Annotated in this window: 18 protein-coding genes and 1 tRNA gene; all 19 read right to left on the reverse strand. The window is 45.1% G+C overall.

Features of this window, described 5'->3' with window-relative positions; all coding sequences use genetic code 11:
- Positions 1 to 10: 10 nt before the first annotated feature.
- Entirely contained in the window at positions 11 to 301 is a 291-nt protein-coding gene (locus KKE17_08690) for a 50S ribosomal protein L23 (GenBank protein ID MBU1710065.1), read from the reverse strand.
- Complete coding sequence (gene rplD / locus KKE17_08695) at positions 298 to 921, reverse strand: 50S ribosomal protein L4 (protein MBU1710066.1); 624 nt, start codon at positions 919 to 921, stop codon at positions 298 to 300. The genes KKE17_08690 and rplD overlap by 4 nt, the downstream gene beginning before the upstream one ends.
- Before the next feature lie 35 nt (positions 922 to 956).
- Positions 957 to 1,586, reverse strand: coding sequence for a 50S ribosomal protein L3 (gene rplC / locus KKE17_08700; protein MBU1710067.1), 630 nt, complete (start codon positions 1,584 to 1,586; stop codon positions 957 to 959).
- Positions 1,587 to 1,684: 98 nt separating this feature from the next.
- Positions 1,685 to 1,993 carry a 30S ribosomal protein S10 gene (rpsJ, locus tag KKE17_08705; GenBank protein ID MBU1710068.1) on the reverse strand — a complete coding sequence of 103 codons (309 nt, stop codon included), beginning with the start codon at positions 1,991 to 1,993 and terminating at the stop codon, positions 1,685 to 1,687.
- 14 nt (positions 1,994 to 2,007) lie between these two features.
- Positions 2,008 to 3,198 carry an elongation factor Tu gene (gene tuf / locus KKE17_08710; GenBank protein ID MBU1710069.1) on the reverse strand — a complete coding sequence of 397 codons (1,191 nt, stop codon included), beginning with the start codon at positions 3,196 to 3,198 and terminating at the stop codon, positions 2,008 to 2,010.
- Positions 3,199 to 3,230: 32 nt separating this feature from the next.
- Entirely contained in the window at positions 3,231 to 5,315 is a 2,085-nt protein-coding gene (gene fusA / locus KKE17_08715; protein ID MBU1710070.1) for an elongation factor G, read from the reverse strand.
- Positions 5,316 to 5,469: 154 nt separating this feature from the next.
- Positions 5,470 to 5,943 (reverse strand): 30S ribosomal protein S7, encoded by a 474-nt coding sequence (gene rpsG / locus KKE17_08720; protein MBU1710071.1) that lies wholly within the window; start codon positions 5,941 to 5,943, stop codon positions 5,470 to 5,472.
- Between the two features lie 32 nt (positions 5,944 to 5,975).
- Entirely contained in the window at positions 5,976 to 6,347 is a 372-nt protein-coding gene (rpsL, locus tag KKE17_08725) for a 30S ribosomal protein S12 (protein ID MBU1710072.1), read from the reverse strand.
- A gap of 146 nt (positions 6,348 to 6,493) precedes the next feature.
- The gene (rpoC, locus tag KKE17_08730) at positions 6,494 to 10,558 is read right to left on the reverse strand and encodes a DNA-directed RNA polymerase subunit beta' (GenBank protein MBU1710073.1); all 4,065 of its coding nucleotides are present in this window, start codon (positions 10,556 to 10,558) and stop codon (positions 6,494 to 6,496) included.
- Positions 10,559 to 10,641: 83 nt separating this feature from the next.
- Positions 10,642 to 14,721 (reverse strand): DNA-directed RNA polymerase subunit beta, encoded by a 4,080-nt coding sequence (gene rpoB, locus KKE17_08735; GenBank protein MBU1710074.1) that lies wholly within the window; start codon positions 14,719 to 14,721, stop codon positions 10,642 to 10,644.
- Between the two features lie 286 nt (positions 14,722 to 15,007).
- On the reverse strand, positions 15,008 to 15,388 hold the full coding sequence (rplL, locus tag KKE17_08740) for a 50S ribosomal protein L7/L12 (protein ID MBU1710075.1): 381 nt from the start codon (positions 15,386 to 15,388) through the stop codon (positions 15,008 to 15,010).
- Between the two features lie 38 nt (positions 15,389 to 15,426).
- Positions 15,427 to 15,942, reverse strand: a complete 516-nt coding sequence (gene rplJ, locus KKE17_08745) for a 50S ribosomal protein L10 (protein MBU1710076.1) — start codon at positions 15,940 to 15,942, stop codon at positions 15,427 to 15,429.
- A 293-nt stretch (positions 15,943 to 16,235) separates the two neighbouring features.
- Positions 16,236 to 16,946 carry a 50S ribosomal protein L1 gene (rplA, locus tag KKE17_08750; GenBank protein ID MBU1710077.1) on the reverse strand — a complete coding sequence of 237 codons (711 nt, stop codon included), beginning with the start codon at positions 16,944 to 16,946 and terminating at the stop codon, positions 16,236 to 16,238.
- Positions 16,947 to 17,135: 189 nt separating this feature from the next.
- Entirely contained in the window at positions 17,136 to 17,561 is a 426-nt protein-coding gene (gene rplK, locus KKE17_08755; GenBank protein ID MBU1710078.1) for a 50S ribosomal protein L11, read from the reverse strand.
- A 68-nt stretch (positions 17,562 to 17,629) separates the two neighbouring features.
- A complete protein-coding gene (gene nusG, locus KKE17_08760) occupies positions 17,630 to 18,160 on the reverse strand; it encodes a transcription termination/antitermination protein NusG (protein MBU1710079.1) in 531 nt (176 codons plus the stop codon).
- 133 nt (positions 18,161 to 18,293) lie between these two features.
- Positions 18,294 to 18,560: a preprotein translocase subunit SecE gene (secE, locus tag KKE17_08765; protein ID MBU1710080.1), complete on the reverse strand. Its 267-nt coding sequence runs from the start codon at positions 18,558 to 18,560 to the stop codon at positions 18,294 to 18,296.
- Positions 18,561 to 18,678: 118 nt separating this feature from the next.
- A tRNA-Trp gene (locus KKE17_08770) sits at positions 18,679 to 18,755 on the reverse strand.
- Between the two features lie 9 nt (positions 18,756 to 18,764).
- The gene (rpmG, locus tag KKE17_08775) at positions 18,765 to 18,917 is read right to left on the reverse strand and encodes a 50S ribosomal protein L33 (GenBank protein MBU1710081.1); all 153 of its coding nucleotides are present in this window, start codon (positions 18,915 to 18,917) and stop codon (positions 18,765 to 18,767) included.
- A 35-nt stretch (positions 18,918 to 18,952) separates the two neighbouring features.
- Positions 18,953 to 19,079: elongation factor Tu (tuf, locus tag KKE17_08780; protein ID MBU1710082.1), on the reverse strand; the 127-nt coding region annotated here is incomplete at its 5' end.

Here is a 19,079-nt window from a genome sequence, read left to right on the forward strand (position 1 = left end):
AAACAGGGTATCAAAGTCCTTCAAGAAAATCGACCTTGTTCCCTTCCATCAGAGAGACATACGCTTTTTTCCAGTCTCCAGTGTAACCGATTTTCTTGCCGACCCGTTTCATCTTACCGTGCATGTTCGCCGTCCGAACCTGTGAGACTTTCACATTAAACATTTTCTCAACAGCAGATTTTATTTCGATCTTATTTGCACGACGATCAACTTTAATGACAATCTGATTGTTCTCTTCCTGAAGCCCCATTCCCTTTTCAGTGAGACAGGCCTTCTTGATTACTTGATATACGTTCTTCATGACAGCAACCTCTTTTCAAGTTGCCCCAGACAGGGTTGAAGTAAAATTATATGCTTATAAAGAAGAATGTCAAAAACATTGAGTCCGGAAATCGGCATGACCTTGAACCCATGGACATTTCTTGATGATCTCTCAAGGTTTTCATTGCGATCAGGGGTGACAATCAATGCGCCTTCCAGACTGAATGCATTCATGACATTCAGAAATTTCTTGGTTTTTATTTCATCGAGCTGGAAATCATCAAGCACGATCATATTGCTTTCAGCATATTTGGCGCTTAGAGCCATACGAATTCCAAGTCTTCTGACTCTCTTGGGCAATTTGTATGAATAACTTTTGGGTTTCGGACCGAAAGTCGTACCACCACCGCGCCAAAGAGGCGACCGTCGACTTCCCGCCCGTGCTCTTCCTGTACCTTTTTGCTTCCAGGGCTTTGCACCACCGCCTTGTACCTCAGCTCTTGTTTTGGTACAAGCCGTCCCTGCTCTACGGTTGGCAAGCTGCATACGAACAACATCGTGAATTATATGAGTATCAACTTCAACCCCAAAGATCGAATCATTCAACTCAATCTCGCCAACCTTTTTATTTTCTATGTTCAACACTTCAGCTACAGCCATGGTACCGCTCCCTAAAGAATGGTCATCAAATCCGTTTATTTAGTAAATATATGCACAACACTCTCGTCACTGCCGGGAACCGGTCCCTTAAGGACCAATACGTTATCTTCAGGTCTGACATCCAGAATAATAACGTTCTTCTTAGTGACCAACTGGTTGCCCATACGGCCAGGCATTTTTTTCCCTGGAATTACACGGCTCGGCCATGCACTGCAGCCAATTGAACCAGGGGCTCTATGAAACATGGAGCCATGGGTCTTATTGCCGCCACTAAAACCATGACGTTTTATAACTCCCTGAAATCCACGACCTTTTGTAACACCGCTTATATCTATAATGTCGCCTACCTTAAAAAGGTCAGAAATTTTTATCTCCTGGCCTGTTTCATATAGATCAACATCATTGACGCGAAATTCTTTTATATGATAGAATCCGCCTTTGCCGGCTCGCTTCACATGACCTGCCTCGGGTTTATTCATCCGTGATTCCTTTTTACTCCCGAAACCGACCTGGATGGCATTATAGCCGTCCTTTGCCACAGTCTTTTTCTGAAGCACTACACAAGGGCCTGCCTCGATAACAGTAACACCCTGCGCGGATCCTTCTTCTGAATAAATCCGGGTCATCCCAAGTTTTTTACCTAACATTCCTACCGTCTTAGGCATTGTATTTACCCATTTCCAGTCTTTAATATTAATTCACATCACACATCAACGTGCATGTACCTAAGAAAAAAACTATCAGCGCCCTGATCAAACTCAATTTACAGCTTAATTTCCACATCAACACCGGCGGAAAGTTCGAGCTTCATAAGGGCATCAATTGTCTGTTGCGTCGGCTCAAGGATATCAAGCAATCTGCGATGAGTCCGCATTTCGAATTGTTCTCTTGATTTCTTATCCACATGGGGTGAACGCAATACACAATGCTTATTAATTGAAGTCGGCAGAGGAATCGGCCCAGCAATTGTCGCACCAGTCCGTTTTGCTGTTTCTACAATCTCAATTGTCGACTGATCAAGTAATTTATGATCATATCCTTTCAGCCGGATACGTATTTTTTGTGTGGGCATCATATTCGTTTCACCTATTCAATAATCTTATTGATAACGCCGGCACCAACGGTTCTGCCACCCTCGCGGATTGCAAAACGAAGACCATCTTCCATGGCGATCGGGGTGATCAGCGCCCCTTCTACTGTGACGTTATCCCCCGGCATTACCATCTCGACGCCCTCTGGCAAGGTCACAATTCCCGTTACGTCGGTGGTCCGGAAATAAAACTGCGGACGATACCCGTTAAAAAACGGCGTATGACGACCACCCTCTTCCTTGCTCAGAATGTAACACTCAGCCATGAACTTGGTATGTGGAGTGATGCTGCCGGGTTTGGCCAATACCTGACCGCGCTCGATGTCTTCTCGTTTGGTGCCGCGAAGAAGGATACCGACATTATCGCCGGCTCGACCTTCATCAAGGATTTTCCGGAACATCTCAACTCCGGTTACCGTAGTCTTTGCTGTATCACGAATACCGATGATCGAAATCTCTTCGCCGACCTTTACTATGCCGCGTTCGATACGACCCGTTGCAACTGTACCGCGTCCGGATATCGAAAAGACATCCTCCACCGGCATCAAAAATGGCTTGTCTATGTCTCGCGGTGGCTCGGGAATAAATGCGTCAACAGCATCCATCAAATCAAAAATACATTTGGTGGCCGCTTCATCCGTGGGATTCTCAAGTGCTTTCAAGGCGCTTCCCTGGATAATCGGAGTATCGTCGCCGGGAAATTCATACTTGGTCAAAAGCTCGCGAAGTTCCATGTCAACGAGTTCGATCAGTTCTTCATCGTCTACCATGTCACATTTATTCAAGAAAATTACGATGGACGGCACACCAACCTGACGGGCGAGCAGGATATGCTCACGGGTCTGGGGCATGGGGCCGTCGTCGGCGCCTACTACCAGAATTGCGCCGTCCATCTGCGCTGCACCGGTAATCATATTCTTAATGTAGTCGGCATGTCCCGGACAGTCCACATGAGCATAATGACGGTTTAAGGTCTCGTATTCGACATGTGCCGTGGCTATGGTGATACCGCGCTCTTTTTCTTCCGGCGCTTTATCGATCTCATCAAAGGCGGTGCTCTTTGCCAGTCCCTTATAAGACAATACAGTAGTTATTGCTGCCGTCAGGGTGGTCTTGCCGTGATCAATATGACCAATGGTTCCGATGTTTACATGGGGTTTTGTGCGTTGAAATTTTTCTTTTGCCATTGTCCTTCCTCGTTCGTTCTATTAAGAATTGTTCAGATTAGCCCTCTAACCTTTTGAACGATATGCTCAGCTATATTTTCTGGCACTCTATCATAAGTAATGTACTGCATTGTAAAACTGGCCCTTCCCTGAGTTGCGGATCGTAAGTCCGTTGAATATCCGAACATTTCCGAAAGCGGCACATGGGCCTTAACCTTTTGAAGTATATTGCTCTGACTGTCCATGCCCATTATCTTGGCTCTTTTGCTGTTTAAGTCAGCAATGACATCCCCAAGAAAGGATTCAGGAACAAGTACTTCCAATTCCATAATCGGCTCGAGAAGAGCCGGTTTCGCTTCGGTAAGCGCTTTCCGGAACGCCATGGCAGATGCAATTCCAAATGCCTGTTCCGTAGAATCTACTTCATGGTAAGATCCATCAATGAGACTTACCTTGATATCAATAACCGGGAAGCCTATTAAAGCGCCTGAATCGAGATTTCCTTCGATCGCTTTCTGAATAGCAGCGATAAAACCCTTTGGGATGGTCCCTTCTGCAATCCGGTTTTCAAATTTAAATCCATCCCCTCTTTCAAGGGGTTCAACTTCAAGCCAGACATGACCGTATTGAGTCTTGCCTGTTGCCTGCTGAACAAATTTACCTTCGGCCCTGGCAAGTTGATTTACCGTTTCTTTATAAGCAACCTGCGGCTTGCCGACATTGGCCCCCACTTTAAATTCTCTCATGAGGCGGTCAATGATTATCTCGAGATGTAATTCACCCATCCCGGAAATAATAGTCTGACCGGTATCAGCATTGCTGGATACCCGAAAAGAAGGGTCTTCCATGGCAATCTTGGCCAGACTGTCATTAAGCTTTTCTTCGTCGGCCTTGCCCTTTGGTTCTATTGCAATACTTATAACCGGCTCAGGGAAATCGATGGTCTCGAGGCGAATCGTATCGCCCGCCGCACATAAAGTGTCGCCGGTAGTAGTAAATCGTAACCCAACAATCGCTGCTATGTCGCCCGGCCCAATCTCTTTGACTTCATGCCGTTTGTTGGCATGCATATTTACTATCCGGCCAATCTTTTCCTGCTTGTGCTTGGCCGAATTATAAACTTTGTCACCGAGTTTTAAAATGCCAGAATAAACACGTATATATGCAAGGTTACCAACAAAAGGGTCTGTTGCAAGTTTAAAAGCTAAAGCAGCAAACTTTTCTTTATCGCTGGCTTTTCTGGTCTCAACCTCTCCCTTGCTGTTCTCGCCATGTATGGGAGGAACATCAAGGGGTGAAGGTAAATAGGCGACCACAGCATCCAACAAAGGTTGGACACCTTTATTCTTAAATGCACTTCCGCAGAGTACCGGCACCACCTCTAAACTCAAGGTAGCTTTCCTAATGGCCCGGTAAATCTCTTCAACGGCAACTGGTTGCTCTTCGAGAAATTTTTCCATGACCCCCTCATCAAAGTCGGCCAGCTTCTCGATGAGGGCCATACGTGCAGCCGTAGATTTTTCTATGATTTCGCCCGGGATTTCTTTTTCAATCACCAGCAATCCCTGAGACTCTTGGTCAAAGACCAGCATTTTTTGTGTAATGAGGTCAATGACTCCCTGAAATTTATCCTCGGAACCCACGGGTAACTGAATGGGGAGAGGATTGGCTCCCAGACGTTCGCCAATCATATTTATACAGCGCTCAAAATCAGCGCCAATACGATCCATCTTATTTATAAAGGCAATGCGGGGAATCGAATAATGATCCGCTTGATGCCAAACTGTTTCGGACTGAGGTTCAACTCCTCCGACCGCACAGAAAACGGCTATTGCGCCGTCTAAAACCCTGAGACAGCGTTCCACTTCAATGGTGAAATCAACATGCCCGGGTGTGTCAATTATATTAATCTTGTGTTCGTGCCATTCACATGTGGTGGCAGCGGAGGTGATGGTAATGCCGCGCTCCTGTTCTTGTTCCATCCAGTCCATGACTGCGGCACCGTCATGAACCTCACCGATTTTATGAGAACGACCAGTATAAAAAAGTATCCTTTCGGTGGTTGTCGTCTTGCCCGCATCTATGTGGGCCATAATGCCTATATTGCGTAACCGCTTGAGCGGTACATTTGATGCCACGACTGATTTCTTTCCTCAACAAAACTGTTGTCATCACCAAATGATTCTCCCGGCAGATCCTATTGAGTTACTTCTGCCCCCGAAAACGAACCACGCATACATAAACTACCTCAACCAATTTGTCAATTGAGGAAATCAACAATCACCCGTTTATTTACCAGCGATAATGGGCGAATGCCTTGTTGGCATCTGCCATCTTGTGAGTATCCTCACGTTTCTTAACGGCACCGCCTCGATTGTTAAAAGCATCGGATAACTCAGCAGCAAGTTTCTCAGCCATGGATCGACCCGATCTTTTCAGGGAAAATCCGACAATCCATCGTATGGCAAGTGCATTTCTTCTTTCCGGACGGACTTCCACGGGCACCTGATACGTTGCACCACCCACACGCCTGGATTTCACCTCAACTCTCGGCCTGACCTTGTCCATGGCCTTTTCAAAGACCGCCAACGGATCAGCTTCCGATACACGTTCTTCAATAATATCCATTGCGCCATAAAAAATACTACGCGCGACGCTTTTCTTGCCTCTTTCCATGAGCCCGTTAACAAATTTTGAAACAAGTACGCTATTAAACCGGGGATCAGGAACTGTTGGTCGCTTTGCTACAAGTTTACGTCTTGGCATTGAATCTGCTCCTTATCTTACAAACGTCGCTATTATTTAGGACGTTTTGCTCCATATTTAGAACGCCCTTGTCTCCGATCAGATACTCCGAGAGTATCAAGGGTTCCGCGAATAATGTGATATCGAACACCAGGAAGGTCTTTTACCCTGCCGCCCCTGATCAACACAACGGAATGCTCCTGGAGATTGTGGCCAACACCTGGAATATAGGAAGTAACCTCTATCCCGTTAGTCAATCGAACCCTGGCTACTTTACGAAGCGCAGAGTTAGGCTTCTTGGGTGTCGTTGTGTATACACGAACGCAAACACCGCGCTTCTGAGGGGAACCTTGGAGGGCAGGGGTATTTGTTCTTTTAACCGCCTTCTTACGCCCTTGCCGTACCAATTGATTAATGGTGGGCATGAATATTAACTCCTGTTATACTATATTAATTATCGTCTCAAGACGTTCTCATTTTTTTGAGAAACAAATTCTGAAACTGTCCAACTCCACAAAACGAAACCGGAATATTTAATCGAAGCGTATTCGCTTGTCAAGAACAAACTTATTTATCTGTTCAGCATCTTCGAATACCGGTCAAGGCCGGTGCCCGCAGGCACCAGACGGCCCATAATAACATTTTCTTTTAGACCGCTGAGATCATCTATTTTACCTGCTATCGCAGCATTAGTGAGAACCTTGGTTGTTTCTTGAAACGACGCCGCAGATATAAAGCTGTCGGTACTCAGCGAAGCCTTAGTGACCCCCAGGAGCAACGGTTCAGCAACGGCCGGCTTACCACCTGCCTTAATGATTTTTTCATTCTGTTCGGCAAATCTCCACCATTCAACCTGCTCGCCCAGCATGAAGGTACTGTCTCCAACTTTGGTGATCTGTACACGCCTCAACATCTGTCGGACTATTACCTCGATGTGTTTATCATTAATTTTAACACCCTGGAGGCGATAGACTTCCTGAATTTCATTGACAAGGAATTTCGCAAGCTCTTTAACACCGAGAACCCGGAGAATATCATTGGGATCAGGAGAACCATCCATCAAAGGCTCTCCTGCCTTGACATAATCTCCCTCATGAACGCTGACATGCTTCCCTTTAGGAATCAAATATTCCTTTGCTTCACCGATTTCCGGAGTAACAATAACCCTTTTTTTACCTTTCAGGTCTTTACCGTAACTGACCTGGCCGTCGATTTCGGTAATGATTGCGTATTCCTTGGGTTTCCGTACTTCAAAAAGTTCGGCTACCCGCGGCAGACCACCGGTAATATCCTTTGTTTTTGTGGTTTCACGAGGAATCTTTCCAATAACGGTTCCCGGTTCAATCAGATCACCTTCGGTAACGGAAATAATCGCCCCGACCGGCAATGAATAACGCGCAGGAGAGCCTGTCTTTGGCAATTTTACCGCCTTGCCTTTATCATCTTTCAAAGAAATCCGGGGATTCAATTGTCCTGCTCTGGGCTGCATGATGACCGAGCTTGACTTTCCGGTAATCGGATCGACTCGCTCCTGCATAGTCATACCTTCGACAATATCTCCAAACTTAATATAACCGCCTGTTTCACTGACAATGGGAATCGTATACGGATCCCAGTTCGCAACCAGCGCGCCCGGATCAACTTTATCTCCGTCATCAACATAGAGGAGTGCGCCGTAATTCACTGAATGCCGTTCAAGCTCGCGACCTTTGGCGCCGACTATGCAGACTTCACCATTCCGGTTCATTACAACTCTCTTACCCTCGGAGTTTTGGACAGTGTGAAGATTTTGATACTTGACGGCACCGCCATGATTTATACGAACTTCCGCAGTTTCAACGCTACGGCTGGCTGTACCGCCTATATGAAATGTTCTCATGGTCAACTGGGTGCCGGGCTCACCAATCGACTGAGCGGCAATGATACCGACCGCTTCACCGATATTAACCATGTGCCCGCGGCCAAGATCTCGACCGTAACACATGGCACAGACACCTCTTTGTGATCTGCATGTCAAAACAGAACGGATTAGTACCCGGTCAATGCCGGCGTTATCGATAACGCTGACGATATCCTCAGTAATCTGTTCATTTGCAGCCAGCAGAATTTCACCGGTAAAGGGATCAACAATATCCTCAAGAGCAACGCGCCCAAGAATCCGCTCGCCAACCGGTTGAATTACTTCACCGCCTTCCATCAAAGGTTCGGCAACGATTCCGTCGAGGGTTTCGCAATCCCTGTCCACAATAGTTGAATCCTGGGCAACATCCACAAGCCGCCGGGTAAGATACCCTGAGTTTGCTGTCTTTAATGCAGTATCAGCCAGACCTTTTCGAGCGCCGTGGGTGGAAATGAAATATTCAAGAACGCTCAAGCCCTCGCGGAAATTGGCCTTAATCGGCGACTCAATAATTGCCCCGGAAGGCTTAGCCATCAACCCACGCATTCCAGCAAGCTGTCTGATCTGGTCCTTACTACCCCTCGCGCCGGAGTCAGCCATAATAAATATGGGGTTGAAACTCGGCGTTTCAACGAGTTTTTTATTCTTATCTCGAACGTATTCGACACTCATCTCCTGCATCATTTCCTGGGCAACTTTATCCGTTGCGCGAGACCAGATGTCAACAACCTTATTATACTTCTCACCGGAGGTAATGAGACCATCGGTATATTGTTTTTCAACCTCAAGCACTTCATTCTCGGAGGTCGCAAGAATATTCTCCTTATTTACAGGGATCTTCATATCATTTATGGATATGGAAATCGCCGCTCTGGTGGCATACTCGTAGCCTATATCCTTAAGGCGGTCAGCGAGAATTACAGTTTCTTTGGTCCCTGCATAGCGATAGGCATAGTCGATCAGCTTTGCAAGTTCTTTTTTGTTAAGTGCTCTATTGACCAGTTTGAAAGGAACTTTTGGAGGCAGAAGTTCGCCTAACAAAATTCTTCCGACGGTGGTTTCTATACGCTTTCCGTCAATACGCACAATGATTTTGGCCTGTAAATGAATCTCGCCGTAATCATAAGCGATCCTGGCTTCATCCGGAGATGAAAAAATCTTACCTTCACCCTGGGCCATAAAACGTTCGCGAGACATATAATAAAGCCCCAGAACAATATCCTGAGATGGAATAATAATCGGTTCACCGTTTGCAGGTGAAAGTATATTATTGGTTGACATCATCAGGACGCGAGCTTCAATCTGCGCCTCAACGGTTAAAGGAATATGCACGGCCATCTGGTCGCCGTCAAAGTCAGCGTTAAAAGCCGAACAGACCAACGGATGCAGCTGAATGGCTTTTCCTTCAATGAGAACTGGCTCAAACGCTTGCATACCTAGTCGATGCAGAGTAGGTGCGCGGTTCAGAATAATCGGATATTCCTGAACCACCTCATCAAGCACATCCCACACTTCCTTGGTGCCGCTTTCAACCATCTTTCTGGCGCTTTTAATTGTTGTGACATATCCATGCAACTCGAGCTTATTGTAGATGAAAGGTTTGAACAGCTCGAGAGCCATTTTCTTTGGCAATCCGCACTGGTGAAGCCTGAGATGGGGGCCGACGACGATAACCGTACGCCCGGAATAATCAACACGCTTGCCAAGCAGATTCTGCCTGAAACGCCCCTGCTTGCCTTTCAGCATGTCACTCAGCGATTTCAGAGGACGTTTATTTGGCCCGGTAATGACTTTTCCCCGGCGGCCGTTATCAAAAAGCACGTCAACGGCTTCCTGGAGCATCCGTTTCTCGTTGCGGATAATAATCTCGGGAGCATCCAACTCAAGAAGTCTTTTAAGCCTGTTGTTTCTGTTTATAACCCTTCGATACAGATCATTGAGATCAGAGGTTGCAAAACGACCCCCTTCAAGCGGGACAAGGGGACGGAGATCCGGAGGTAAAACCGGAATGACATCGAGCACCATCCACTCTGGCCTGTTCCCGGAATCTTTGAACGCTTCAACAACATTCAGACGTTTCCCGAGTTTTGTACGTTTGGCCATGGATCCGGTTTTGCGCATTTCGTCGCGGAGCTGAACCGAAAGTTCGGCAAGTTCAATATTTTTCAGCATTTCCTTGATAGACGCTGCACCGATACCAACAACAAACTTACCTGGAAACTCTTCCACAGCCTGACGGTAGTTCTCTTCGTTCAGCAGCTGCCCGACTGCAGGCGCGCCACCTCCCTGGGATTTAACAACAACGTAGGAATCAAAGTAAAGAACCTTCTCAAGCTCCTTGAGAGTCATATCAAGCAGATTACCAATCTTGCTCGGCAGACTTTTCAGAAACCAGATATGGGCTACGGACGCAGCAAGCTCAATATGCCCCATTCGCTCACGACGAACTTTGGACTGGATAACTTCAACACCGCATTTTTCACAGACAACACCGCGGTGTTTCATCCGCTTGTATTTTCCGCAATTACATTCGTAATCCTTAACCGGTCCAAAAATCTTGGCACAGAACAACCCCTCCCTTTCAGGCTTGAAAGTTCTGTAGTTAATGGTCTCAGGCTTCTTCACTTCTCCATGGGACCAGTCCCTGATTTTTTCCGGGGAGGCAAGTGATATTCTTACGGATTTAAAACTTACCGGCTTCTTTTCCTTGGTAAAAAAACTAAAAAGTTCTTCCACGGCAGCACCTTTTATTTCCTTTCATTACGTTTAATGAATGGGATTTACTTCAATTAAGTTACACTTTGCTGTTCAACGATTTGTTACTCGTCGATCAGCTCCATATCGAGACATAATCCCTGCAGCTCTTTAACAAGAACATGGAATGACTCGGGAAGACCCGCTTCAAGGAAATTATTTCCTTTAACTATTTTCTCATACATCTTGGTCCGGCCGCTTACATCATCCGATTTAACCGTAAGGAATTCCTTCAAGGTATATGCGGCACCGTAAGCTTCCATAGCCCAAACCTCCATTTCACCGAGGCGCTGGCCACCGAATTGAGCCTTACCGCCCAAGGGCTGCTGAGTAACCAGCGAGTATGGACCTGTTGAACGGGCATGAATCTTGTTATCAACCAAATGATGTAATTTCATCATATACATCACACCATAGGTGACCTGATTTTCGAATTTCTCACCGGTCAACCCATCAAAAAGGGTTGACTGGCCGATTTCGTCAATTCCAGAATCGACAAGCAGGCTACGGATTTCCGCTTCATTGGCACCGTCAAATACCGGCGTTGCCATGTTAATCCCGGTTCCCATCTTCCTTGCCAGATCAATGATATCGGCATCAGTAAGTCCATCAGTCAATTTTTCATATTCTTTTTTCGAATAATGTTTTTGCAAAAGCTGCTTTAATGCCTTGATCTCGTTCTTTTCAGCAAACACCTGCAGACGGGCGCCTAGTTTCATTGCTGCCAGCCCCAAATGTGTTTCGAGAACCTGGCCGACGTTCATACGTGAAGGCACACCGAGTGGGTTAAGGACGATATCCACTGAAGAGCCATCTGCGAAATACGGCATATCCTCTTCAGGAAGTATTCTTGAGACAACACCTTTATTTCCATGACGTCCGGCCATTTTATCGCCGACAGACAGTTTACGTTTGATTGCCACGTAAACCTTTACCATCTTTATGACACCTGGAGGCAGATCATCTCCTTTCATGAGACGGGAAATTCTGGCTTCATAGACGTCTTTGACAGTCTGAACCTGGCTATTATATCTCTCGAACAACAGCTCTACTTCGCCTTCCAGTTTCTGGCGATCCGTGTAATCCAGCATGCGGATATCACGCAGAGGCATTTGATCAAGGACTTCCGTAGTAATTTTTTTACCTTTTGCCAGAATTTCAGTGCCATCTTTAATATTGACCGACGTCTTCACTGTCTTCCCAGTAAGAAGATCCGAAAGACCGGCCCGGGCACCTTTCTTAAGGGAATTCAATTCATCATCCAGGTCTCTTTGCAGCCTTTTGATTTCTACTTTATCAATGGCTTGAGCTCGTTCATCCTTTTCAACGCCTTTGCGTGAAAATACTTTCGCGTCAATGACAAATCCTTCCACACCAGGAGGGACTCTCAGTGAGGTATCCTTAACATCACCGGCTTTTTCTCCAAATATCGCTCGAAGCAGTTTTTCTTCAGGCGAAAGCTGTGTTTCACCCTTCGGAGTAACTTTACCAACCAGTGTATCGCCAGGATTTACTTCTGCGCCGATACGCACAACACCACTGTCGTCAAGGTTACGCAAAGACTCTTCACTGACATTCGGGATATCCCTGGTAATTTCTTCCTTGCCGAGCTTTGTATCCCGCGCAACAGTTTCAAATACTTCAATATGCACCGAGGTGTAAGTATCGTTTTTCAAAAGCCGTTCGCTGACAAGAATGGAATCCTCAAAGTTGAACCCGCGCCATGGCATAAAGGCTATGGTCACATTTTTCCCCAGCGCCAGTTCACCCTGGTCGCAAGCGGGACCGTCAGCCAACACCTGACCTTTGGAGATTTTCTGTCCAGGCAACACAACCGGTTTCTGGTTAAAACAAGTGTTCTGATTTGATTTGCGGTATTTATCCAGCCGATATATTCCGACCCCGGAAGAAAACCCATCGGTTCCAGGTTCTTGGTAGCGAACTACTACCCGGTTTGCGTCCACTTCTTCCACTACGCCGTTACCACCGGCAAGAAGGCAGACCCCGGAATCTCTGGCAACAGCGCTCTCAAGGCCGGTACCAACAAGAGGGGCTGAACACCGCAATAACGGCACGCCCTGACGCTGCATGTTAGAACCCATCAATGCACGGTTGGCATCATCATTTTCCAAAAAAGGGATTAAAGAGGCGGCAACGCTGACCAGTTGATTCGGCGAAACATCCTGATGAGTAATCCGGTCAGAGGAGGTAATTATGACCTCTCCTTCTTCCCTGGCAATAATTGTATCGGGAACAATTTTTCCCTTACTGTTCGTTTCGACCTTGGCCGGAGCGATTACAAAATCTTTTTCATCAAGGGCGGTCATAAATTCAACATTATCGGTGACCCGCCGCTTCTCAACTTTTCTATATGGCGTCTCAATAAAGCCATATTTATTGACACGGGCGTAAGCAGCAAGCGAAACAATCAATCCGATATTTGGCCCTTCCGGTGTCTCAACCGGACAAATTCTTCCATAATGTGTGGGATGAACATCGCGAACCTCGAAACCGGCCCTTTCGCGGGAAAGTCCGCCGGGTCCAAGAGCGCTCAATCGGCGTTTATGGGTAACCTCGGACAATGGATTTGTCTGATCCATAAACTGTGAAAGCTGACTGGTGCCAAAAAATTCCTTAATCGCCGCGGTGATCGGTTTAGGATTAATCAGGTCATGAGGCATCAAGGTTTCAACTTCCTGAAGACTCATACGCTCACGGATAGCTCTTTCCATCCGGACAAGACCCATTCTGTATTGATTTTCAATGAGCTCGCCTACTGTTCGAACACGACGATTTCCAAGATGGTCAATATCATCAATGGGACCCTGACTGTCTTTCAGGCGCACCAACTGCCTGACGGCCAGCATGATATCTTCTTTGTTCAAGGTAGAAATTTCGACATCAATATTGACGTTCAACCTGGCATTGATCTTAAAGCGACCAACAATAGAAAGGTCATATGTGTCCGGATTAAAGAATAAATTATTAAAGAATGTCGTGGCCACCTCTATTGTCGGAGGACTGCTTGGACGAAGACGGCGATAGATTTCAACCAAAGCCTCTTCAGTAGTGCTTGCCTTGTCCATGGCCAGAGTTTTATGGAAAGAATCGGAAACTTTTGAACCATCCATGTAGAGTACTTCAAACTCTTTAACCTTTGCGGCGATAATTTCATCCAGTGCGGTTTCAGAAAGTTTTTCATTGCACTGAACAATTACTTCACCGGTTTTCGGATCAACTAGGTCCCTGACAACAACCTTGCCGATAATCTCATCAATTTCGACCTGAAATGTGTCAATGCCGGCCTCAATAATTTTGCTCGCAAGGGTCTTGCCGATTTTTCTGTTCTTTTTAGCAAGAATTTCCCCGGTTTTAGGATGGATGATATCACTGGGTACTCTTTGACCGACAATAGTTGCCTCGTCAAACTGCTTGGTAAATTTCTTTCCAGAAATGGTTATCTTCTCAATCCCATAATAATATTGCAACAATTCTTCAGGGGAATACCCCAAGGCTTTAAGCAGTGTGGTAACCGGAAATTTCCGTCGCCGGTCAATGCGTACATAGAGGATATCCTTGGCATCGAACTCAAGATCTATCCATGAGCCCCTTACCGGAATAATTCTTGCCGAATACAGGATTTTCCCGCCGGAACTAGTTTTCCCGGAATCATGACTATAGAAAAGTCCGGGCGAACGCTGCAACTGGCTGACGATGACCCGCTCAGTTCCATTGACAACAAATACACCGGTCCGGGTCATCAAGGGAATACTTCCGAGATAGACCTCCTGTTCCTTTATATCCCTGACATTCTGAACCTCACCATCATTATCCAGTTCATAAGATACAAGTCTTACCGTTATTTTTATCGGAACCTCGAAGGTCATTCCTCTCTCGACACATTCTTCTACGGTATACTTGGGCTCGCCAAATGTATATTTGACAAACTCCAATGAGCATGCACCGTTAAAATCCTGAATCGGGAAAACGCTTTTAAATATCCCCTGTAAACCACTATCAGTCCTATCAGCCTCAGGGGTGTTAAACTGCAGGAATTTCTCGTATGAAACCTTTTGCATCTCAATAAGATGCGGTTTTTCGACAATCTCTTCAGATTTCGCAAAACTCTTTCTGACTCTTCTCATCGTCTTCATTCAGAAATATCCTCATGTATTTAAAACAAAAGAACAGAAGTTTATGGCAGCTAAGGCCGACAGGTAAAGAGGCAATAAAAACAGGGGGATGAACGTCCAAACCCTTTCCGTGCTTCTACTCAACCGTAAGAACGAAACAACGCTACGGAGGATTTTCTTCCTCCGTAGCGTCCTTCGATTCAAGCTTTTTACCCACTAAGGGATAATTCATTAATAATATTATTTCAGTTTGTTCTTTTTGGGAAATGGTTACGAATCGTACAGTTGGACCGGATTATTACTTTAATTCAACAGTACCACCGGCACTCTCAATCTTGGCTTTGATTTCTTCAGCTTCAGCTTTGGAAACCCCTTGCTTAACAGGCTGAGGCGCACCCTCAACCAACTCTTTGGCTTCTTTGAGGCCAAGTGAGGTGATTGCACGTACTTCTTTAATTACACTGATCTTCTTTTCTCCTGCACCGGTAAGAATAACATCAAACTCGGTCTTTTCTTCAACAGCAGCACCGGCATCAGCAACAGCAGGACCTGCAGCAAATGCGACAGGAGCAGCAGCTGACACGCCGAATTTATCTTCCATTTCTTTTATGAGCCCTGAAAGATCAAGAACACTCATATTTGAAATAAACTCAATTACATCTTCTTTGGTAATAGCCATGGTATATTCCTCCAAACGTAAAATATGAATTATTTATATTAATTTTTCTGATCGCTGATAGCCTGCAGCAGATATACAAACTTTTGTGGTATCCCATTAAGTACTCTAACGAAACTGGTAGGTACCGCCTGCATAACTGAGAGTAGCTGGGAAAGCAGTATTTCTTTGCTCGGCAATTTAGATAAAGCAATAAGTTCTTCGGTGCTGATCGTCTTTCCGTCAAGAACAGCTCCCTTAATTTCAAAGGTTTTCTTATCCTTGCTGAACGCAACAAGGACTTTGGCCGGAGCCACAGGGTCACCATAGGAAACCGTTACCGCGGTTGTCCCAGTGAAAAAACCCTGCATGCCCTCAAATTCAGTGCCTTGAACAGCTCGCTTTAAAAGCGTATTCTTCGCAACCCGAATTTCGGCTTGGTTCTTTTTGAGCTCCCGGCGTACCTCCTGGAACTCCGTAACGGTCAGACCCCGATAGTCAGAGGCGATTGCAATTTTCGCCTTGGAGAACTTATCACTCAGCTCACTGACTATTGATGCCTTTTCATCTCGTTTCAATGTCCTCTTCCTCCTTTTAACGTTGGAATTTGTGGGTCAAAAGCAGTCGAGGTCGACTATCATAGAGCGGAAATCATCTCTTTTGTGTTCAAGGACCTAAATTGAATATTCCCTGAACAAGTAAATTCCCGCGTCTTAATTATCTAAACGATTTACTCGTCTCGGCCGGCCAATTTTTTAGAGGTAAAAAATCGATTAAACTCCAAAAGGAGTACCTGCTGTCTTCGACTTCTGATCTGCTTGCTTCTAAAACTACATCACAGCGCAACTTAACAGTTTAGCCGTAATCTTAATTAGACTTGTTTTAATAATGTCCTGACTTCCAGAGGGTCAATTTTAACCCCGGGTCCCATTGTTGAGGACAGACTGACACCTATCAGATAAATACCCTTGCTTGAAGCTGGTTTCAACTGGATAATCCTGTCAATAAAAGCCAAAACATTTTCCTGCAGCTTTGCCGCGCCGAAAGACACTTTACCAAGCATTGCATGCACAACACCGGCTTTATCAACTTTAAAATCAACCTTTCCGGATTTGATTTCCTTAACAACCCTTCCAATATCAAAGGTAACTGTGCCAAGTTTAGCGTTAGGCATGAGATTTCTAGGTCCGAGAATTCTTCCGATCTTACCGACAGTGCCCATCATATCAGGAGTTGCGATAGTCCTATCAAACTCCAGCCAACCATCTTGGATTTTCTGGACATATTCATCCGATCCGGCATAATCAGCGCCCGCATCAAGTGCCTCTTTTTCTTTTTCACCTTTGGCAAACACCAGAACACGTTCGGTTTTACCCGTACCATTAGGCAAAATAACACTGCTCCTCACCATTTGATCGGCATGTCGAGGATCAACACCGAGTCGAATAGCGATATCCAATGATTCATCAAACTTTGCATATTTGGTTTTTAATACTAGATCAATGCCTTCATCAAGTTTGCGAGTTATCGATAAATCAATATCCTTAATGTTTGCTGTATACTGCTTGCCTCTCTTAGCCATGATGTACTCCAAAATTCAAATCCGAATTTATTAATCCTGTTATCATCGTTTACTATTAAATGTCGAAATCGCAATTCCTCTGCCCGCTGGGGAAAAAAAGAATAATCAGAGCAACTCTGGCACATTTACAGCTTTGACAAAAACAGGCGACACTAAATATTACTAGTTTAGAAACCAGTTAAACAAACCTCAATCTATAATCGTTATGCCACAACTCCTTGCGGTTCCTTCAATGATCTTTGTTGCGGCATCAATATCATATGCATTCAGGTCCGGCATTTTTATCTCAGCAATTTCTTTTATCTTGCTTTTAGAAATTTTCGATACACGTTCCCTCTTGGGATTACTCGAACCTTTCTTTAAACCCAATGCTTTGAATAATAAATTAGATGCGGGAGGCGTCTTTGTAATAAAAGAAAAAGATCGATCCGCATACACGGTTATAACAACCGGGATTATCATGTCACCCTGGGTCTGTGTTTTGGCGTTGAATGCCTTGCAAAACTCCATGATGTTGACACCCTTCTGACCTAACGCCGGACCGACTGGTGGGGAGGGATTTGCCTTCCCTGCCGGTATCTGAAGCTTTATATATCCTGTTATTTTTTTTGCCATTAGTATCTCCTACTCAATTCAACCAACATCATTCTTCTGATAGGTAAAAATCATTAATCTGAAATCAATTACCCTTTTGAAACCTGTATAAATTCAAGCTCCACAGGTGTTTCCCGTCCAAAAATACTGACCAGAACCCTTACCCGGCCTTTATCCGCATTTACTTCGTCGACAACACCCTGAAAATTGGTAAACGGACCATCAGTTACACGAACTGGATCGCCAATTTCATACATGACTTTGGGTTTCGGTTTTATTGCTCCATCCTTGATTCTGCCAATAATTTTCATTGCCTCATCATCGGGCAATGGTTCAGGGTTCAAGTCATTACCAACAAAGCCGGTTACCTTCGGGGTGCCACGAACGATATGCCACGTTTCATCGCTAAGATCGACATTAAGTAATATATAGCCGGGGAAAAATTTGCGAGAGGAAGTCTTTTTTGCGCCTTTAATCATCTCAACAACTTGTTCAGTTGGAACGAGTATTTCGCCAAAAGATTCTTCAAGACCAGCGGTCTTAATTCGCTCCAGCATTGCGGATTTGACTTTTTCTTCAAATCCGGAATACGTATGTAATATGTACCATTGGCGTGCCATATATCTTGCTCTTAGAATCCCGTCTAAATATGAAAGCTTCGAATACCTCGAAGCCCTGTAAGTCTGATCCATCTGAACAATAAATATGCTCAAACAGTTTCACGAAAGATCACAGACTAATTATTACACGTTTTTACCTTAAAATAAATTCAACCATTTTCCCAAGCAGTAAGTCAACAGCGCCTAGATAAAATGAAATAAGCATAACCAAAATGACAACGACTACCGTTGAACCCATGGTATGTTTTTTGTCCGGCCATGCGACCTTCCCCCATTCACTCTTAACATCTGTCAAAAAATCGCGAATAGTGGAAACACTGAAGTTTTTTGCATCTTCTTGTGGTTTCACAACCTGCTTTTTTACTTTAACCGGTTTTTTTTCTAGTTTTTTTATTGACATAACCGCAACATTTCAGACCGTTTTCAGAACCACTTATGAAATCATATAGTTTTTATCTGTACTTGTATGGCTTAATTTCAAGCAATGCAAATTTCAGATACCGGAATACCGAAAATCATGGCAGGCCAGGAGGGATTCGAACCCCCAGCCCCCGGATTTGGAGTCCGGTGCTCTACCAATTAGAGCTACTGGCCTAGCCTCAGATTATTTGGTCTCTTTATGAAGAGTATGCGTCTTACAGAATCGGCAATATTTTTTAAATTCCAACTTCTGAGGTGTTTGCCTTTTATTCTTGGTAGTGCTGTAATTCCTACGTTTGCACTCAGTACAACCGAGTGAAATTATATCTCGCATAATCTTTTTTCCTTTAAAAACTAAAAATTCAGTGGTTTCTACTCAATAATCTTATTGATAACGCCGGCACCAACGGTTCTGCCACCCTCGCGGATTGCAAAACGAAGACCATCTTCCATGGCGATCGGGGTGATCAGCGCCCCTTCTACTGTGACGTTATCCCCC

It is taken from the genome of Pseudomonadota bacterium, from assembly GCA_018823135.1.
GTDB lineage: Bacteria > Desulfobacterota > Desulfobulbia > Desulfobulbales > CALZHT01 > JAHJJF01.

Coding starts and splice junctions, on each gene's coding strand:
- rplA (MBU1710077.1), bottom strand. CDS start 16,946: ATGGCTAAGAGAGGCAAGCAGTATACAGCAAACATTAAGGATATTGAT.
- KKE17_08690 (MBU1710065.1), bottom strand. CDS start 301: ATGAAGAACGTATATCAAGTAATCAAGAAGGCCTGTCTCACTGAAAAG.
- rpsG (MBU1710071.1), bottom strand. CDS start 5,943: ATGCCAAGACGTAAACTTGTAGCAAAGCGACCAACAGTTCCTGATCCC.
- rplD (MBU1710066.1), bottom strand. CDS start 921: ATGGCTGTAGCTGAAGTGTTGAACATAGAAAATAAAAAGGTTGGCGAG.
- rplL (MBU1710075.1), bottom strand. CDS start 15,388: ATGGCTATTACCAAAGAAGATGTAATTGAGTTTATTTCAAATATGAGT.
- rpoB (MBU1710074.1), bottom strand. CDS start 14,721: ATGAGAAGAGTCAGAAAGAGTTTTGCGAAATCTGAAGAGATTGTCGAA.
- tuf (MBU1710069.1), bottom strand. CDS start 3,198: ATGGCAAAAGAAAAATTTCAACGCACAAAACCCCATGTAAACATCGGA.
- rpsL (MBU1710072.1), bottom strand. CDS start 6,347: ATGCCCACCATTAATCAATTGGTACGGCAAGGGCGTAAGAAGGCGGTT.
- rpsJ (MBU1710068.1), bottom strand. CDS start 1,993: ATGCCCACACAAAAAATACGTATCCGGCTGAAAGGATATGATCATAAA.
- rplC (MBU1710067.1), bottom strand. CDS start 1,586: ATGCCTAAGACGGTAGGAATGTTAGGTAAAAAACTTGGGATGACCCGG.
- rplK (MBU1710078.1), bottom strand. CDS start 17,561: ATGGCAAAAAAAATAACAGGATATATAAAGCTTCAGATACCGGCAGGG.
- nusG (MBU1710079.1), bottom strand. CDS start 18,160: ATGGCACGCCAATGGTACATATTACATACGTATTCCGGATTTGAAGAA.
- secE (MBU1710080.1), bottom strand. CDS start 18,560: ATGTCAATAAAAAAACTAGAAAAAAAACCGGTTAAAGTAAAAAAGCAG.